Below are 17,052 nucleotides of genomic sequence, written 5' to 3' on the forward strand. Positions count from 1 at the left end.
CTCGTTGGCGTCGTGTCTCTTTTTATGTCCACTCGATCGAATCGATGATCGATTCAATCTCCATCTTTTCATTGGTCACTTGATCGGCTACATAAGTTAAGAATAAAAGCCGTTTCCCGTCGGTCAAGGACCATACATCTAAATGCATCCCGTCTTCAATCCCACTCGCGTAGGCCGTTGTCATATCACTCGCTTCAGTCGTGATACTCGGAGCAACCTTCACATCAATCGGGAATTCGCCTAAGAACGTATTCAATTCGCTCATTGCGGATTGTTTTGGTTCTTGCGAATCTTCTGATTCATAGATTGAGATTTGGAGCGTCCCTTGTGCATCCGCTTCCGTCGAGTAAAAACTCACATAGTCTTCCTCTTCGCTGTATTCATAATGTTCCGGATACGTCAGGCGGAACCACCCATCAATTTCGTACTCTTTCATGCTGTTTTCTCCTTTACTTGCTTGAATGCCAGCCCTGTGACCATTTTAGCTTGAAGCGCGTACTTCAAGCGTTCGGTCACGTAAAGACGTTGGCTATTTATGTCTTGGGCGATCATATGTCCAAATAAGTTCATGCGGACAGTTTGATTGGATAGGAAATAGAGTCGATCCGCACTCAGCGGACGATATTCGTTCGAATGCTCAAGGTATTCGATTTCAAAGCGGCGGAGGACGTTCAGCGCACAGTAACGATCGGTTTTCCCGGTACTCGTATGAAGCTCGACACGAACGAGCTGAACGTCATACGGACAGACATTCATGAAGATCGGTCCCACCCGCTCATGGATCAAGAGGATACCCATATCGGTCTCAATTAAATCTGGCAGGGCTCCTTCATCTTGCGAGATGCTCAGCACGACGTACGGTCGGTTTGTCGGTGCAAGCAATTCCCCTTTGTAAAATCGAAATCGTTGAATTCCTGTTAGAACCCGGGCACGCCAAGCAATCCCTCGAGCCTCGGCTTCCATCCGATACAACCTCTCTCCACTCACGCTTACTCCCCCTTCACTTGTTTGAGCGCATCGACGAACGTTTCCCATTCTAGGTTGTCACAAACAACCTTATTTTCCAATCCCCATTCTTCATCGATTGTCAAACGTACTTCGTTCGATTGTGCGTGACGGGTGACTCGAAGATCTCCTATTTGAATCATATTCGGATGAATCTCAAACGTCATACTTGGTAATCCGACCCACTTGATTCGATTCGTTCGTAACACAACTTGCCATTCTTGGTCATGGCGGATTGAAAACGTCCAACTTCGGAGAGACACCGTCGTGTCCGTTTGTTTCGATTGTTTCAACATTCGAAACCCTTCACCCATCAGTCGTAAATATGATTTTCGCTCACTCATATTTCATTTCTCCCCTTTTTTCTATTATCTGTGTTGTGAATAGGATTCTGCAACCTAAAAAGTTTTTTTAAAAAAGGGTTTGCAAATTCCATCGTATATGCTATTATATCAAAGTAACGTTAAGAGTTCATACGTTTCGCGGGTGTAGTTTAATGGTAAAACCTCAGCCTTCCAAGCTGATGACGAGGGTTCGATTCCCTTCACCCGCTCCATATTTTTTCTTTCATGCGGGTGTAGTTTAATGGTAAAACCTCAGCCTTCCAAGCTGATGACGAGAGTTCGATTCTCTTCACCCGCTCCAATATCGACATATACGCGAGAGGATCTCGCACACATACACTGCACGGTTGAGACCTTGCAAAAGCAGAAAGTCACACGACTTTCTGCTTTTTTGTTGTTCCATCCATTGTTTTGGGGAAAAGAGAGATTGAATCCATACAGACGAGGAGGAACCCCATTGATTCAAGCGAAGCTGCAATCCTTTACCGTATACGAAAGCGCGTTGATGCGAACGACATCGACCCTCATCGATACACCGGATGCCCTTTTATTGATTGATCCGACCTGGCTCCCGGAAGAAATCGCGACGATTCGGCGTGACATCGAGTTACAGCGTCGCAATCGTCCGCTTTATGTCATCTTCACACACCATCATTTTGATCACATCATCGGAGCTTACGGCTTTTCAGATGCAACAACGATCGCCTCACAGGCTTTCGTCGATGCAGACTCATCTGACCAATTAAATGAGATTCGCGAGTTTTATGAACAGTATTACATTGATCACCCGATTCAAAAACCTGACATCGACCTGGTCATCCAACCCGATCAAACGATTTTAATCGGTTCGGTGCCCGTAACCTTCCTTTCCACACCCGGTCATGACGCGACACATATATCCGTTCTCATCGAATCCATGAATCTTCTCGTCTGTGGGGATTACGGTTCCAATGTCGAGCCACCGTTTATCGAACACGACCCAACCGCCTATCTTGATACGCTACAAACCTTACAATCACTCATCTACGAACATGAGATTCGTTGGTTCGTACCAGGGCACGGTGACTTGTGTGACAGCCGAAGTCACATGATTGAGCGATTGAGTGCGGCGGAAGAGTATATCTTGGCACTCCCTGAAGAACGCCACTGGTCCCCTGCATGGCCAGAGCACGCCTTTTTTGACCGTGTTCATGAGCGGAATCGAAAGATGGTGGAACAAAAAGAGACCGATCGCCGGTCTCGACAACAAGATATATAAAAAAATCGCAACATCTCCCCAAGACGTTGCGATTTCCCCCTATGTAGACCTATTTCTTTGTGACGCGTTCTGAGCGGACCGTGAACATACGGTCAACCCCATAGATCGTTACTCCCGTCAGAGCGAGTAACCCAATCATTGCAGAAGAAAACATGACCATCCCCCCATTGTTCACAGTTTCGTCATAATCACCCCGTGGTTTTATTATAAAAGACCACCTTCAAAAAAGAAAGCGTTTTCTTCAAACTTTCTTCACATTTCTCGAACGTATCCTCTACCGCTTATCGATATAACTTGCTCACAGTGATTAGACAGGCACGTGTAAAGATGTGTAGCTTTTGTGGAATGTGGGAATACATGATGTAAGGATAAAAAGAGACAGAAGCTGCTCGTCGAGGAGGAAGAGGTATGATTAAGTACGGTACATTGGTACGGATCGAGGGAAAATATGCCGTATTGAGATGGAATAACGGCTCAAGCTTCATCCCTAGACGTTTCCTACCATCCGAAGCACGTGTTGGTGATACGATTATTCGAGACAATCATCATTATTATCTTGAAGAAGATATGACCCCTAACTTTGATGCGTTGATCAAGCAACACTACAAAAGCTGAACGGTCTGCCCACTCTAACCGGGCAGGTCGTTCAGCTTTTTTGAACGGGTCACTTTAAAATGTCGTCAAGTTGTTGTTGGAGCCACGCCTCGTCAACTGGACCCGTTTTTTTCGCCACGATGATTCCTTTTGCGTCTAGAACGTACGTTGTCGGTAATGCGACAACTCGATATTGTTGCTCGACAGCGGCCTCTTCATCTAACAGAATCGGAAAATCGACGGGATACTCATTCAAGAATGCCTCCACGTCCTCTTTTCCTCGTCGCTCATTTTTAGTGACGTTCACACCAAGTACTGGGATACCTGTCGCTTCTTCAAACGATACAAGTTCAGGGAACTCCTCCCGACACGGTGGACACCAAGAGGCCCAAAAGTTAATGACGACCGGCTGTCCTTGGAACTCAGAAAGGGTCATCTTCTCCTCATCTAACGTATTCAAAGTGAAGTCCGGGGCTTGTTGCCCCACTTCGAGTCCTCCTAATACCGATTCATCTTGGACGATCGGAACCGCCTCTTCTTTCTTTTGTGTCATCATATATTCCTCGTAGCCTTTATATGCGAGGCCAGCAATCAATAGAAGGATCAGCGTTCCAATACCAATTCTTTGTAAGCGCATCATTTACCCCTTGTTTGTTTTACTTAAGATTTCTACACTTAACTTATCATAAACCCGTAAAGGAGCGTATGGATTGTGCAACTACAAAACGAGAAAATACAGATTACCTTAAAGGCACAAGGTGCTGAGATGACGAGTTGGAAAGTATCTGGAACTGAACTCTTATGGCAAGGGGACCCGACCTATTGGGGACGACAAGCCCCGATCCTCTTCCCGATTGTGGGTCGATTGCTCGATGATCAATATGTATATGAGGGAAACACCTATACGATGAGTCAACACGGATTCGCCCGGGACGCTATGTTCGAGGTCGAATCTTCTACTGCCACGTCGATCCGCTTCACATTGAATGATACATCGGAATCGCGTCAACACTATCCATTCCCATTCACGCTGACCGTGTCCTATCAACTTGTGGGCGAAGAAGTGATTGTGACGTATCGTGTCCATAACCCGGGCGAAACGACGTTACCGTTTAACATCGGTGGTCATCCTGCATTCAACATTCCGTTCGTGGGCGGGACATTTGAAGACTACGTGATCGATTTCGGCGAAATCCGCTCCCTCGATCGCTACTTGCTCGAGGGTCCTTATTTAACTAAATCAGGCGAGAATTCTCCCTCCTCTAAGCGTCTCGGGGCGTAGCCCGGCGTAGGTGGGAGATGAATCGCCCGGTCCTACAGTTTTCTCTCCCTATGACAGATGTTACGAACAAAAGTTCGTCATTCCGTCAGATTCTCCCTCCCCCTCCTCGGGTATCGGATGAGGAGGACACATCACGATCTTCTGAAAGGAGGAGGGACGGACATGCTGAAAGGCTACACATACAGGCTCCACCCGACGCCGGCACAGGCCGAGTTCCTGGTCCGGACGATCGCTGCGCCCGATTCATCTACAACAATGGATGGTTTCTGAGAAGATCGAAAACCCTCGCTTTCTTTGCCAATCCGAAGCGAAGGTCAAGAAGTCGCAGCGCGCGTTGTCACGAAAGAAGATCGGAAGCAAGAATCGTGAAAAAGCTAAGCTGATCTTAGCCAAGAAACACGAGAAAATCGCCAATCAACGCAAGGACTTCCTTCACAAGCTGTCGAGACGGATTGTTGACGAGAACCAAGTCATCGTCGTGGAGACATTGACATCGAAGGACATGATGAAGAACCACAAGGTAGCGAAGTCCATCGGGGATGTCAGTTGGTACGAGTTCGTCCGGCAACTCGAATACAAATCAAACTTCTATGGACGGACGCTCATCAAGGCAGACCCCTGGTACGCATCGACGCAAATCTGTTCCACTTGCGGAGTAAAGGGCGAGAAGAAAGCGATGGATGTCCGTGAATGGACGTGTGCTTGTGGCGCGCAACATGATCGAGATATCAATGCGAGTATCAACCTGTTGATGTTGGCAAACTAAAACGAATTCCTTCAGGGTGGGAACCACCCGACGAGCTTGGTAAATAATCGTGGCTAATAAAAGTACGATCTTCCCAAGAAGCTCCCCCTTCAATTTGCGAAGCAAATAAGTGGCGAGTAGTTCACCAGGCGCGTATCAACCACTCGGAGAGCGTCAGTATATCCCCCTCACTCGGTCGTTATTCGAAGACGACGCACTCATTTTTGAGAAGATTGAATATGCTGCACTCCGACATCAACCGACCGGCGCAGCCATCGTGATGGAAAGTCCCTCCTTCACGCATTTCGGCATCTGGTCTCCACCGCAGAAAGACGCCCCGTTCGTCTGTTTGGAACCTTGGTTCGGACATGCGGATTATAAAGGACATCGAAAAGATTTCCTACACAAAGAAGGGATCCAACTTCTTGCACCAAATGAGACGTTTGAAGCGAGTTATACATTATATGTGGAGAACTAAAAAAATCAATCCGACGTCTTGTCGGATTGATTTTTTGGTTTAGAAGCGATCGTCTTGTTCGGCTTCATATTCTGACACTGGCTTTTTCATGATGAGCGCCAGAATGATATAAATGAGGAGTCCCGGACCACCGAGAAGAGCCATCGCCACAAATAGGACACGCATAATGGTGACGTCCACCCCGAGATAGTTTCCAAGCCCTGAACAAACACCGGCAATCACTTTATTGTTTGGGTCTTTATAAAGTTTCCGTTCCATGTCATCTTCTCCTCAACTCGTTATGATCGTTGTGGTCGACGTAATGTCGTTCTTCCTCCGTTCGCCACCTCTCCACGCCCTTCAAAGTCGAGCGCTTCATTAATCGGTGTGCTACCAGACTTGATTTCGATTCGACGACCGTACAGACCCCGGTTGTCGAGAGACGCTGCGATGACAGTTGCGACATCCGTTTCGGAAATCGTCGCACCATCCGCATCATTCAAGTCCTCTGATGCTTCGATTGAACCTTTACTCGGTTCATCGACAATGGTCACTGGGCAAATGATCGTATAGTTCAAACCGCTATGTTCGATATACTCGTCAGCGGCATTGTTAGCTGACAGAAAGTTGAAGAGTTCTTTCGGTGCAGCGTTCGGTTGATCGGCGCCATAGGCACTGAGTAAGACGACATGACGTACCCGTTCCTTCTTGGCAGCATCGATGGCATTCATCGCAACGTTTCGGTCAAGCAGTTCAATTTCAGTGCTCGAACCATCCGCGCCGGCAGTTGCCGCGATAATAACGGCATCTTGTCCACTTGTCGCCTCATGTACTTTCTTCTCGAGTTCTGTCTCGACATCAACCGTCAATACGTGTGCACCCATTTTCTCGTACTCTGCTTGTAGTTCAGGATAACGAATTAAAGCGGTCACTTGATGGGTTTTCGCCAGGCTTTTCAATACACGTTTCCCGATCTTTCCTGTTGCTCCAATGACTAAAACTTTCATTCAAATTTCCCTCCTCAAAAGAGTAGTTCATTTGATTAAAATTCCTCTTTCAAGTCAGAATCAAACCCTTTTCTTAAAATTATCTGACAGTACCCCAAACGGATAAATCAAGGGCGTCTCGAATCGCCTGCACGCTCTCTTCTAACGGTTCATAGTAATACACGTTATTGATATAAGCATCTTGACCCTCGACTTGCATCTTATTCACCTCAGGATTCGAGATCATCGTCAATCCGACAGATGCCATTTGCAAGACGTTCATCTCAAGTCCCATTTCTTCTTTCATGAAGCGGTACGTAGCCGGAATTTTTGTCCAACCTGAAGGACTCGCCAGCTTTTCAGCGACAGCTGTCATGACCTCCGTTTGACGATTCGAACGCGCTCCATCCGTATCCGATTTACGGTGTCTCGCATACGCCAAGGCCATGTCTCCATCCATTGCATAGGAAACACCTTCTGTATACTCATACGTCTGGTTGAACCCTTTCTCGCTAAACGAATGCGTCGCCGTGACATTCACCCCACCGATTAGATCAATCAATTCCATGAACGATTCGAACGTGATGACGACTTGTCCATCGACCGAGGCATCGGTCAGCCCTTCCACGGCACCAATCGTACACTCTGCGCCGCCGAACGCGAACGCATGCGTAATTTTGTCACCTTCACGTTCAGGTTCACATGGAATCGCTGTATACGTATCACGTGGAATCGATACGTTCTGAACAGTCCCAGAACGTGGTACGAACTCCATCAACTGCAGGGAGTCTGTACGAGATCCTGACAACGATTCCCCTACCCGCGCATCGCTCCCCATAATGAGGAATGTGAATGGAGCAGTCGCAAAATATCCAACAATCAGTAGCATCGCAAGTAGGAAAAGGACAGCTTTCCCTTTCCATTTACGCTTTCGTTTCGTTGGTTGTTTAGACGCATGATCCGTTTCTCGTTTAGCGGGAGTAGATGGTTTCGATGGTCTCGTCGTCTGTCGGGATGTTGGACGAGATGATTTCCGTTTCGAAAATAATGAAACCCGGGGTAGTCGTTTCCGACTCGACTTTGCCGTCCCATTTTTCGTCCTTGGAGATTCTTTCGTTTGTTCATTTAAAAAGGGATGTTCTGATTGGCGTGTTACCCGTTCACGCTGTTGTTCAGATTGTGCATGTATAGAGGGCTCGTCCGCTTGACCATGGTCCACACGAGACGATTCGATTTCTTGTTGTTCTAATTCGCGCTTTCTACGTTCAACACGCGATAAATGTTGTTCATCTTTCATCATTATGATCCTCAACTTTATCAATTTTTCTCTATTATCCCGAACTAGCCATCATCTGACAACGTTTCTTACGAAAATCCGTCTTAAGCATGAGAGCAAATGATTGTTTCAGATGAAAACCGGGAAAGGAATAATAATTGGTGTCTGCCCAAATCAAGATTGCCTTCGAGAAGTTTGACTGAAAGGAGGAGAGCTGATGCGCATCGGAAAGTTACGCGTGTTGTTAGAACAATATGGCGAGGCGACGTTACGCGATTTGCTCGTCGAAATGTACCGCCACACTCCTAAAGATGTGATTGATGATCAAGATTTTGATTTTATGATCAGCCAATACACGCGCTATAAAGAGAAAAAAAATTCTGAAGAGCGACATTCGCTCTCGCAAACCATCACCTTGGCGGAACGGTTTGTTGATTCTGCGTATGAACATTTGTACATTCGTCCGAATCAAGTCATGTCAGAACGCGACCAAAAAAATTGGTACATCCACGCTAAAAAAATCATTCGCGATTTAGCACATTACGCCGAGGAATATACAGAAGCACGGACGATGTATGAAGAAATGTTTTACCTCCTCTCTACATCGGCTGGCGAAGAACCGCTCTTCTCTACGAGTGACCCATTTCGTCTTTTAAAAATTTCACAAGTCACCATGCTCAAACAACTCATTCACTATTATCAGCTCGATGCCCCGATTGATACCGTTTGGATTGACCGCGCCCTATACACCGCACTCCACGTGCCAAAAGATGTTGATTCTACACGAATCGATTTACTCTCAACGCTACCTATCGAACACAGTCATGCCAATACAAGAAAAATCCTCCACTCTCGTCTCTTAAAACTTTGCGATCGGATGTTAGAAAAGTCCCAAACAGAGGATACCGCGCTCGAAAACTATCAAGCGCTCAAGATGTTAGAACTCCGCCTTCTCGTCGCTGAAGGGAATTTGAAAGAAGCGGAACAAAAATTGTTCGCTGAATATATCCCATTCTTTTCTCATCGCTCCGAACCATTTCGGGTATATGTCGACTTTTTAGAGAGTCACGGACACACTAGTGAGACGAAGCGCTTAAAACGAATTGCTAAAGAAAAGCGAATCCGATTTTAAAAAAAGGGAGTCAATCGATGGGATCGATTGACTCCAATACATGATATGAACGAGGGGTGTTCATTTGAAAAGGAGGACAGAAAGTTGGTGCAGAACTTTCTTCCTACACATATAAGTATAAGGGAATGATTGTAACCGTTACCAAATCACTTATTGCATTTTTGTGAACGTTTTCACGTTATTCAATCGTATTCATCATGCCAAGTCCGATGACAGATAACAATACAATCAATACGAACAAATACACCATTTCATTCGGCGATTGAAATCCTTCATGAATGTCCACATCTTCTTCGACAATGATATTTTCATGAATGACGACCGGTTCTGTCTCGGCCATGGCTGCAGGCGGTGTTACTGTCAACCAAAGCACAGAAACCAGAATCAGTTGATAAATGTATTTCATCATATACTCCTACTCCGTGTTTTCATTGTGTTTAAGTATAGCACGTCTCATCCGTTCATTGCGCTGACATTTGACGAATCTCACAGATGAACGATGAAACGAAATCCATTTCATTGTATTGAACGGATATGTTCTATTTTACTCGAACCTTTTTCTGGCGTAATTGATTTTTTCTCGAGTCAGGTTTCATTATAATGCCACACACCTCGATGCAAGATAGCGCTTACAATTTATTTGTACTTATCATTTGATAAAGAAAGAAGGATTCTTCGTGAAACGAGCGCTACGTTTTGTAGAATGCAGGCAATTACCGTTACATGAGCGTATTTCCATTCAGTCGCTATATCCTTTAAGCAAGGCTCCTTTGCTTCTTTCCCTCCCCTCACATCATCACGTCTATGTTGCACTCAATCGCGATGCCCCACTCGCTTCGATCGTCGCAAACGACGAACAGCTTGAGACGGAACATGCTATTCGCCTCTCTCAAGCCACGTATTGTGATCGTCACGTCTTTCGCGGACTACTTCACCGTTTGATCTATGAGCGAAGTCGAGAAACGACGTACCCGATCACGTACTATCTTCAGGAGGAAGACTATCAAAATCAAGATAAGCTTCGAATATATGAAGCAGCAGGATTTCAAGTATTCCATCAAACGAAAACGTATCATCTACCGTTCATCCCGTGTGAGAAAGCAACTCATAGCGATTGGACACTCGAATTAGTGGACTATTCAAGAAGAGTCGATTGGCTCACATTTCGAAATGAGCATTGTCATCTCCTTCCGGGTGCCATGTCAATGACAGATGAACAATTCGCACGAGAAGTTCGCCAGCAAACATTGTTCTATTCCGTGAAGTGGAATCGACAAGTGATTGGAATCATGAAAGTTCGCTTACATATGTACCATATTTCAATACAAGAGATGCATATTGATTGTGATGAGCCTTTATTGAGGGACGCCATTTCATTCCTTCAACAAAAATTTTTCTACATGTTCCGATACATCGAAGAGGCACATATTTCAGCAACAAACCTGCAACCTGATTTGACATATATACTTCGACGCCACGGTACCCAAATCTCAAATATTTGTCGTTATACGTACACGCTACAGGCACCACCGACCCCGATTTATTTATAACAATCAAAAGACGTCGAGCAAACCAACTCTTTCTCCAAGGAAAAAGTTGTTCATTCGACGTCTTTTATTCTGCAGCAGTAGTCGACTCCATCGCTAGAGGCGGCATCGCTTCAAACAGTTCTGTCCGAAGCCCCGTGTCTCTCAAATCGAGTGATTCAATCCGATCGAACTTAATTTTGCGATCGACGACATTGAACCAATACGTAATGTTTGGTTCATCTTTAAAACGAATCGCATAATTCGACCCATTTAAGTGAAAGTCAACCTCGGTAGACAGCAACTCGGTCGGACCAATCTGTTTATGGGTCGTTAATCGTTCAAGGACAACCTGTTCTTCATTGATGCGATAGTCGACAAACGTCGCAAGCGAGAGTCCAAACATAAATGATACAAGGGCGAAAGTGCCCACCAAACCCATCGTGATTTTTCCGTTCATTTCGCTGTCCCTCCCTCTCCTATTATATCGGATAAGCGGGAAACGTTGTGAAGTGACATTTTGTTCAACTTTAGGCAAACTGAAGCAGAAGGAGGAATGTACATGCATATCGATCATACTGGGATTGCCGTTCGAGACTTAGACGAGGCAATCACATTTTATACGACGGTCTTAGGAGGAAAACTCGTGGACCGCTATACGAACACGGCAATCGGGGTAGAGACCGAGTTGGCCGTCATTCATATTGGAGAGGATGTCATCGAATTGTTACGTCCGACTAGTAAGACGAGTCCGATTGCCCGGTTCATGAAAGCTCGAGGGAAGGGTGTCCATCATATCGCCTACCGTGTCGATGATTTGGATGAAGCGATTGCCGCTCACAAACAGAACGGCATCACCTTTTTAGAAGACACCCTACGTACGACGGCGAAAGGTAGACGCTTAATCTACATGGACCCGCGACATTCAGGCGGTGTGATTACCGAGCTTTGTGATTACCCTAAAGAAAAGCAGTAAGAGTCCCCCTCTTACTGCTTCATGATGGTTTCTTCTATAATTTGACGATTCTTCTCTTTCAACCGTTCATTGTGAGAGGACACCATTGCGGTAGCGGTAGCATTCGGGTCAATGTATGTTTTGGCCCGGTTCACCGCATTCGCAGCATCTTGAAACGCTCCCGCGATGAGATGTACTTTCCCGTCATGCGTGAGAATATCACCCGCAGCGTACAATCCCGGTACGGATGACTCGCTACCTGAATTCCCTTTCACATAAAATCCATCCTTCATGTCAACCTGTAGTTCGCTGTTCTGAAGTAGCTCTGCGTCTTGTTCGTATCCGTGATTGATGACCACTTCATCGACATCGATTACGTTCGTCTCCCCTGTTTCGACATGAGTCAAAAGAACTTGTTGAATCGACTTCCCATCGTGAGAAATCAAATCCGTTACTTTCGATTGTGGGCAACAGTCAACTCGACTCTGCTTAATTTTTTCAACTTGTGCTTCATGTCCACTGAGTTCTTCTTTCCGATACGTCAACACGACCTGCTCTGCAATCGGCTCGAGCGCATTCGCCCAATCGACAGCACTATTGCCGCCACCCGATATCAAGACGCGCTTGCCCTTAAAGCGACCCAGTGATTTAACCGTGTAATGGAGGTTCGACAATTCGAACCGCTCCGCTCCGCTCACTTCAACCTTATGCGGTTTGAGGATTCCACTTCCGGTCGCAACGATGACGGTTTTGGAAATGTGGTGACCGTTCGTCGTGTCAATTCCGAATAAATCGTCTGAGCGTTTGGAAATCGACTCCACCTTCTCGCCAAGAAGGACCGTCGGAGAGAAGGTGAGGCCTTGCTCGACGAGTTGGTCAATCAGTTTTGCCCCAGTCGTCGGAAGAAGTCCACCCACATCCCAGACCATTTTCTCTGGATAGACGTGTACTTTCCCACCTAAAAAAGGCTGAAATTCGATTATTTTTGTCTTCATGCCCCGTAAACCGCTGTAAAAAGCGGCATACAATCCAGCCGGTCCCCCACCGATAATCGTCACGTCGAATACTTCCTCGTTCATCGTCGCACCCTTCCTCTCTATGTGTATAAAAATGATAATCATTCTCATTAGATGATAACCTGTTTTCATTACTTTGACAATTCTTTTCGAATATCGTCGTGATGGACTTGGTTTTTCTTATGCATAGGTCGGGTAATGAAACATGAATCAAAAGGGAGGATGTGCGTGATGGATTGGATGGATCTCCTATTAATCGTCGGATCATTTTTTTGGCTAGTTGAGACGTGGCGATTTCGTAATCGAAAAGAGGCATCAGACGGGGCTGTCGAGCGAAAAAGCTTTTACTTTGTAGCGACGACGATGATCGGCGTCTTTGGTTTGTCTCTTGTTTCCTCGTTTATGTTCGAATCACAGCCTCCAACGGTTCAACGAATCATTGGACTCACATTTTACATAGCCGGCGTGTCGTTACGTTATTGGGGAATTTTACACTTACGTCATCAATTCACACGACATGTCGTCGTCCGACCGGAAGACGAACTCGTCAGCTCGGGACCGTATCGTTACTTACGCCACCCTCTTTACACTGGGTTGTTATTGATCGCGTTCGGATTCTCGCTATACTTTATTCATTGGGGGATTGCACTGATTGGCGCGGGTCTCACCTCGCTTGCGTTACTGTACCGCATTCGAATTGAGGAAGGTATGCTCATTCGCCATTTCGGTCAGTCTTACCAATCCTGGTCGAAGACGCGCAAGCGTCTTTTCCCCTTCATCTATTAAAAAGGAGTCCGGCTCATCGCTGGACTCCTTTTTCATTTAGACAGAATATTTGCTGAGTAATCGGACGACGATGACCCCCGCGATGAATGCGACGATACTGAGTATCCACATGGCTCCAGAAGCTGGTACACCCGGAAACACGACGGCGAGTGAGCCAATGACCAATCCGATGATGACGGAGAACGTCATTCCCGGGAAATTCGCCAACAAGTAACGAATGACTTTACTACTTACAATAAAGCCGACGGCCACTCCAGCACCGACAATCCCAATAATCAACAGATTGAAGTTTGAGATGGCGCTGATGACGGTTGGATAAACGCCAATTAACAACAAGACGAATGAACCGCTAATTCCAGGAAGCAACATCGCCATGCTGCCCAACCAACCAGAGAAGAATAAGAGAAGTGCCGTCCCGAACGTCACGTCCGTCATAATAGACGAATCAACCGGATTCAAGAATGCCATACTCGCAACGAGTATCGTTGCGACAACCATAGCAATAACATGAACCGGACGAATCGATGCGCGTGATTTAAATTCCACGAATAGAAGTGGAATAATCCCTAAAATCAATCCGATAAAGAAAAATTGTGTCGGTGCATAATACTCCAGCAATAAGTATTCAATTACTCGACTCAATGCGATAATGGCTGTCCCCATTCCAATTGCCAATGGAATCAAGAACCCGATATATTTTTTCCAATATCGGCTAAATACGCCGCTAATCGCTTCGATGAGTTGATCATAGATGCCTAAAATGACTGCAATGGTACCGCCGCTTACACCAGGGATTAAATCACTCGTCCCCATGGCCATCCCTCGCCAAATGTTCTTCCACTCCATAATGTATCTCCTTTACGTATATCTTTCCTCAAGCACTTAGTATAGTCGAGAAAAGAAGTTTGCGCATCCGCTTTTAGACTGAGAAAGGAGTCGAATTGATTTCTTTGATCATATAGTCAAATCTCGCCCCAGAAATGTTGATTTCTTTTTCCTTATGGAAGCCGAGACGTGTGTATAAGCGATGCGCCGCAGGGTTTTCTTGGTCCACGTTCAATGTGACGGCGGGCACACCGCGTTCTTTCGCAACGAGACAAACGTGTTCGATTAACTTCGTCCCGATCCCACGACCTCCATACGCCTCTGCGACAGCCAGTGAATCAATGTATTGGACATAACCTTCCGTTTCAACGTCCACCTCTTCTCCACTTCCATGCGCCGTCAACCATTCTCGAATCGGTCGATCCAATTCTTCTGCCTTATCCCCACGATACGAGATGATCATTCCGGCAACTTCTCCTTCAAAATCCGCCACCCAGATGTTTTCGTGACTCAAGCGATTATTTGGTTTCTCTACCCACATCGCTAGTCGCTCCAATACCTCAGGTGTATCCGTTGATGCCGTCAATGTGTACGCAATCTCATGGATCGCTTGATACATGAGTGGTGCAATTTGTTTACTATCTTGTTTGGTTGCTTGTCGAATATTCATGATTGATCCCTCCATCATCCAGTCTAGCATAGCCCGGCACACCGATTGTTTGTCCACACTCGTTTTGTGGCATCATATAGAGTGAAAGGGGCGAACCGAAATGAAAGCTATTCTTACAGGAATGAACGGTACAGTGGCACCCGTCGTTGCCGAAACGTTACAGCGCCACGGAATTGAAGGGATTGCGTGGAATCGCGAGCAAGTGTCCACGACAAACGAAGAGGAAATGCGAGAATTCATCGAGCGCATCCGACCGGACTACTTTTTACATATCGGTATGGGCGCGGTGGAGTGGGCCGAGACGCTCGCTCGTTTATGTGGTGAGGCGAAAATCCCTTTCCTGTTCACGAGCACGGTTTCAATTTTTTCAGATGAAGTGACCGGACCGATTTCCCCAGATACGCTACCAGATGCCGAGGATGACTATGGAAAGTATAAGCGTGAGTGCGAACGTGCGATTATGAACGCCAATCCTGGTGCTCAAATCGTTCGTCTCGGATGGCAAATCGGGGATGAGGCCGGATCGAATAATATGATGGACTATTTTACGAACGAGATGAAGCAACGAGGGGTCATCCAAGCGAGTGAGCATTGGTATCCATCATGTTCATTTTTAGTAGACACGGCAGACGCGCTATTTGAAATTTTGACTAAACGTGGACCGGGCATCTATCAGTTAAACGGAAATGCGAACTATTCCCTATACGACATCGCCGTCGGACTAAAAGAGCTTCATGACACCGACTGGCAGATTGAATGTACCGATGAACCGAAACGGGATAATCGAATGATCGATTCATCGGTCTCGATTCGTCCCATCTCCAAACACCTAAATTTGCAAACGAAGTAAATTCAAAGTCGCCTACTCCCATCGAGTAGGCGACTTTTTTATTGATTTCGAGTTAGATGAGTCAATCGCAATTTACTTTTCGGCAGACTCGGCATGTCTACAAAACTATAGCTTAAGTCTTGAGGCGGGACCGTGTAGGCGTATTCCTTAGTAAACAACTCAATGACTTGTGCAAGAATTGCAATGGTCACATGTTCGCCGGCACATCGATGTCCAAAATCTACATCTCCCCCACCTTGCGGAATAAAGTTAAACGGACTCTCGTTCCAATCTTTAAAACGAGAGGGATCGAATCGATCCGGCTCCTTCCAAATAGAGGAGTCATGATTCGTACCGTACAAATCAAGAAGCGTCAGCGTCCCTTCCGAAAATGCATAGCCGTCCCATTCAAAATCGGTTTTGACACGAGCTGCCGCTACAGGGAAAAATGGATAAAACCGTCTCACTTCCTGGACAAATTCTGTTTTCGAGACCTCTCCCCGCTCTACCTGCTCTTTTACATCCGGGAACTGATGTAAAGCTAAGACAGTGAAGAGGACATACACCGAGATTGCGACAGTCGGGCGTAAAATGTTCAATACTTCGACCGCCACGACGTCTTCAGGTAATAACTCTCCGGATTCATCCCGGTGCCACGAAAATTCGTACAGCGCCGTATGTTCGTTCGGCAATAATCGATTCGACCGCACTTCTTTTACCATCTGACGAATCCAGGCTTCAGCGGAACTTCGTGCCTTCCGACCTTGTAAATACGTCGGACCAAGAGACGTACCCGATTCAAATAATAACCTCATCTCTTCAGTGCGCTTCCCCACTTCTTCTTTCGCAAGTGGAACTCCCGACCATTCACACACGGCCTTCATCAACACTTCTTGTGCAATATCGTATAAGACGATTTCCTCTCCCATTCGTTCAATCTGGTTCCACTCACGATATGTCAATCGGAGCAATCGATCTATGTTTTCTTTTGTCATCAATGACATGAACATATGTTTTCGATGCGTATGTGCCGTACCATCAAGTGTTTGGACCCCATCTTCTCCAAACAAGGTTTTCAATAGACGTTTTGGCGCCGCATTCTGGCGCATGAATTTGTCTGCATCATAGAACACCTCGGCAGCCTCTTCGCCTCCAAGGCAAATCACGCGCTCCCCGAGCAGGCGCGACTCAAAGATATTCGACTGAAAACTTTTGCGTCGATTCGCGACAAACAAATATCCTTCCCGTAAAAAATCGACACTATGGTCGAGACCTTCTTGTTTCGGTATGACTTTCCCCATCCAACTCACCCTTTCTCTTTTTTCGAACTATAGAGGATGTTCCCCCGTTTTTAGAGAACAAACCT

Annotated in this window: 23 protein-coding genes, 2 tRNA genes and 1 pseudogene; 13 read left to right on the plus strand and 13 right to left on the minus strand. The window is 46.1% G+C overall.

Annotated elements, in window-relative coordinates; genetic code table 11:
- Positions 1 to 22: 22 nt before the first annotated feature.
- Genes KNO72_RS11570 through KNO72_RS11580 form a run of 3 tightly spaced genes read right to left on the minus strand, consistent with a single transcriptional unit; the run spans position 23 to position 1,349 of the window.
- Entirely contained in the window at positions 23 to 436 is a 414-nt protein-coding gene (locus KNO72_RS11570; protein ID WP_211781678.1) for a DUF3805 domain-containing protein, read from the minus strand.
- Positions 433 to 987 (minus strand): hypothetical protein, encoded by a 555-nt coding sequence (locus KNO72_RS11575; protein ID WP_251307179.1) that lies wholly within the window; start codon positions 985 to 987, stop codon positions 433 to 435. The genes KNO72_RS11570 and KNO72_RS11575 overlap by 4 nt, the downstream gene beginning before the upstream one ends.
- A 2-nt stretch (positions 988 to 989) precedes the next feature.
- Complete coding sequence (locus tag KNO72_RS11580) at positions 990 to 1,349, minus strand: hypothetical protein (RefSeq protein ID WP_211781679.1); 360 nt, start codon at positions 1,347 to 1,349, stop codon at positions 990 to 992.
- Positions 1,350 to 1,487: 138 nt separating this feature from the next.
- On the opposite strand from KNO72_RS11580, the gene KNO72_RS11585 reads away from it, so the two are divergent.
- From KNO72_RS11585 to KNO72_RS11600, 4 genes are all read left to right on the plus strand, one after another.
- Positions 1,488 to 1,561: transfer RNA gene (locus KNO72_RS11585), tRNA-Gly, on the plus strand.
- A 15-nt stretch (positions 1,562 to 1,576) separates the two neighbouring features.
- A tRNA-Gly gene (locus KNO72_RS11590) sits at positions 1,577 to 1,650 on the plus strand.
- Between the two features lie 156 nt (positions 1,651 to 1,806).
- Positions 1,807 to 2,607 (plus strand): MBL fold metallo-hydrolase, encoded by an 801-nt coding sequence (locus KNO72_RS11595; protein ID WP_214758227.1) that lies wholly within the window; start codon positions 1,807 to 1,809, stop codon positions 2,605 to 2,607.
- 408 nt (positions 2,608 to 3,015) lie between these two features.
- Complete coding sequence (locus KNO72_RS11600; protein WP_015880796.1) at positions 3,016 to 3,222, plus strand: DUF3006 domain-containing protein; 207 nt, start codon at positions 3,016 to 3,018, stop codon at positions 3,220 to 3,222.
- A gap of 49 nt (positions 3,223 to 3,271) precedes the next feature.
- On the opposite strand, the gene KNO72_RS11605 is transcribed toward KNO72_RS11600, so the two are convergent.
- On the minus strand, positions 3,272 to 3,838 hold the full coding sequence (locus KNO72_RS11605; RefSeq protein ID WP_251028333.1) for a TlpA family protein disulfide reductase: 567 nt from the start codon (positions 3,836 to 3,838) through the stop codon (positions 3,272 to 3,274).
- A gap of 75 nt (positions 3,839 to 3,913) precedes the next feature.
- Between KNO72_RS11605 and KNO72_RS11610 the strand changes: the two genes are divergently transcribed.
- From KNO72_RS11610 to KNO72_RS11625, 4 genes and pseudogenes are all read left to right on the plus strand, one after another.
- Complete coding sequence (locus tag KNO72_RS11610; RefSeq protein ID WP_275060048.1) at positions 3,914 to 4,483, plus strand: aldose epimerase family protein; 570 nt, start codon at positions 3,914 to 3,916, stop codon at positions 4,481 to 4,483.
- A 162-nt stretch (positions 4,484 to 4,645) separates the two neighbouring features.
- Entirely contained in the window at positions 4,646 to 4,753 is a 108-nt protein-coding gene (locus KNO72_RS11615) for a helix-turn-helix domain-containing protein (RefSeq protein ID WP_214683788.1), read from the plus strand.
- Positions 4,746 to 5,249: pseudogene (locus tag KNO72_RS11620) on the plus strand (RNA-guided endonuclease TnpB family protein); the annotation flags it as partial. The gene KNO72_RS11615 and the pseudogene KNO72_RS11620, both read left to right, overlap by 8 nt.
- Before the next feature lie 109 nt (positions 5,250 to 5,358).
- A complete protein-coding gene (locus KNO72_RS11625; RefSeq protein ID WP_251024996.1) occupies positions 5,359 to 5,706 on the plus strand; it encodes an aldose epimerase family protein in 348 nt (115 codons plus the stop codon).
- A gap of 39 nt (positions 5,707 to 5,745) precedes the next feature.
- Here the strand turns inward: KNO72_RS11625 and KNO72_RS11630 are convergent, their stop codons facing one another.
- From KNO72_RS11630 to KNO72_RS11640, 3 genes are all read right to left on the minus strand, one after another.
- The gene (locus KNO72_RS11630) at positions 5,746 to 5,964 is read right to left on the minus strand and encodes a PspC domain-containing protein (protein ID WP_015880793.1); all 219 of its coding nucleotides are present in this window, start codon (positions 5,962 to 5,964) and stop codon (positions 5,746 to 5,748) included.
- 20 nt (positions 5,965 to 5,984) lie between these two features.
- A complete protein-coding gene (locus tag KNO72_RS11635; RefSeq protein WP_015880792.1) occupies positions 5,985 to 6,692 on the minus strand; it encodes an SDR family oxidoreductase in 708 nt (235 codons plus the stop codon).
- A gap of 79 nt (positions 6,693 to 6,771) precedes the next feature.
- Positions 6,772 to 7,968, minus strand: coding sequence for an LCP family protein (locus KNO72_RS11640; protein ID WP_249199034.1), 1,197 nt, complete (start codon positions 7,966 to 7,968; stop codon positions 6,772 to 6,774).
- A gap of 196 nt (positions 7,969 to 8,164) precedes the next feature.
- Here KNO72_RS11640 and KNO72_RS11645 point away from each other — a divergent pair, with 196 nt between their 5' ends.
- Positions 8,165 to 9,079 (plus strand): hypothetical protein, encoded by a 915-nt coding sequence (locus KNO72_RS11645; RefSeq protein WP_015880790.1) that lies wholly within the window; start codon positions 8,165 to 8,167, stop codon positions 9,077 to 9,079.
- Positions 9,080 to 9,257: 178 nt separating this feature from the next.
- On the opposite strand, the gene KNO72_RS11650 is transcribed toward KNO72_RS11645, so the two are convergent.
- Complete coding sequence (locus KNO72_RS11650; protein WP_214734072.1) at positions 9,258 to 9,485, minus strand: hypothetical protein; 228 nt, start codon at positions 9,483 to 9,485, stop codon at positions 9,258 to 9,260.
- A 271-nt stretch (positions 9,486 to 9,756) separates the two neighbouring features.
- Here KNO72_RS11650 and KNO72_RS11655 point away from each other — a divergent pair, with 271 nt between their 5' ends.
- Positions 9,757 to 10,629, plus strand: coding sequence for a hypothetical protein (locus KNO72_RS11655; protein ID WP_214734073.1), 873 nt, complete (start codon positions 9,757 to 9,759; stop codon positions 10,627 to 10,629).
- Between the two features lie 64 nt (positions 10,630 to 10,693).
- Here the strand turns inward: KNO72_RS11655 and KNO72_RS11660 are convergent, their stop codons facing one another.
- Complete coding sequence (locus KNO72_RS11660) at positions 10,694 to 11,065, minus strand: hypothetical protein (RefSeq protein ID WP_214758231.1); 372 nt, start codon at positions 11,063 to 11,065, stop codon at positions 10,694 to 10,696.
- 102 nt (positions 11,066 to 11,167) lie between these two features.
- On the opposite strand from KNO72_RS11660, the gene KNO72_RS11665 reads away from it, so the two are divergent.
- A complete protein-coding gene (locus KNO72_RS11665; protein WP_015880786.1) occupies positions 11,168 to 11,581 on the plus strand; it encodes a VOC family protein in 414 nt (137 codons plus the stop codon).
- Positions 11,582 to 11,592: 11 nt separating this feature from the next.
- Here the strand turns inward: KNO72_RS11665 and KNO72_RS11670 are convergent, their stop codons facing one another.
- Positions 11,593 to 12,639 (minus strand): NAD(P)/FAD-dependent oxidoreductase, encoded by a 1,047-nt coding sequence (locus KNO72_RS11670; RefSeq protein WP_214734075.1) that lies wholly within the window; start codon positions 12,637 to 12,639, stop codon positions 11,593 to 11,595.
- Between the two features lie 168 nt (positions 12,640 to 12,807).
- Here KNO72_RS11670 and KNO72_RS11675 point away from each other — a divergent pair, with 168 nt between their 5' ends.
- The gene (locus KNO72_RS11675; RefSeq protein ID WP_214734076.1) at positions 12,808 to 13,362 is read left to right on the plus strand and encodes a methyltransferase family protein; all 555 of its coding nucleotides are present in this window, start codon (positions 12,808 to 12,810) and stop codon (positions 13,360 to 13,362) included.
- Between the two features lie 36 nt (positions 13,363 to 13,398).
- On the opposite strand, the gene KNO72_RS11680 is transcribed toward KNO72_RS11675, so the two are convergent.
- Both KNO72_RS11680 and KNO72_RS11685 read right to left on the minus strand, forming a co-directional pair.
- Positions 13,399 to 14,208, minus strand: coding sequence for a DUF368 domain-containing protein (locus KNO72_RS11680; RefSeq protein WP_078146310.1), 810 nt, complete (start codon positions 14,206 to 14,208; stop codon positions 13,399 to 13,401).
- 73 nt (positions 14,209 to 14,281) lie between these two features.
- Positions 14,282 to 14,857 carry a GNAT family N-acetyltransferase gene (locus tag KNO72_RS11685; RefSeq protein WP_214685533.1) on the minus strand — a complete coding sequence of 192 codons (576 nt, stop codon included), beginning with the start codon at positions 14,855 to 14,857 and terminating at the stop codon, positions 14,282 to 14,284.
- A gap of 100 nt (positions 14,858 to 14,957) precedes the next feature.
- Between KNO72_RS11685 and KNO72_RS11690 the strand changes: the two genes are divergently transcribed.
- Complete coding sequence (locus KNO72_RS11690; RefSeq protein ID WP_214689122.1) at positions 14,958 to 15,707, plus strand: sugar nucleotide-binding protein; 750 nt, start codon at positions 14,958 to 14,960, stop codon at positions 15,705 to 15,707.
- A gap of 38 nt (positions 15,708 to 15,745) precedes the next feature.
- Here KNO72_RS11690 and KNO72_RS11695 read toward each other — a convergent pair whose 3' ends face one another.
- Positions 15,746 to 16,987, minus strand: a complete 1,242-nt coding sequence (locus KNO72_RS11695) for a cytochrome P450 (RefSeq protein ID WP_214758233.1) — start codon at positions 16,985 to 16,987, stop codon at positions 15,746 to 15,748.
- Positions 16,988 to 17,052: the final 65 nt, after the last annotated feature.

This window comes from Exiguobacterium sp. s123 (assembly GCF_018617075.1).
GTDB classification, from domain to species: domain Bacteria; phylum Bacillota; class Bacilli; order Exiguobacteriales; family Exiguobacteriaceae; genus Exiguobacterium; species Exiguobacterium profundum.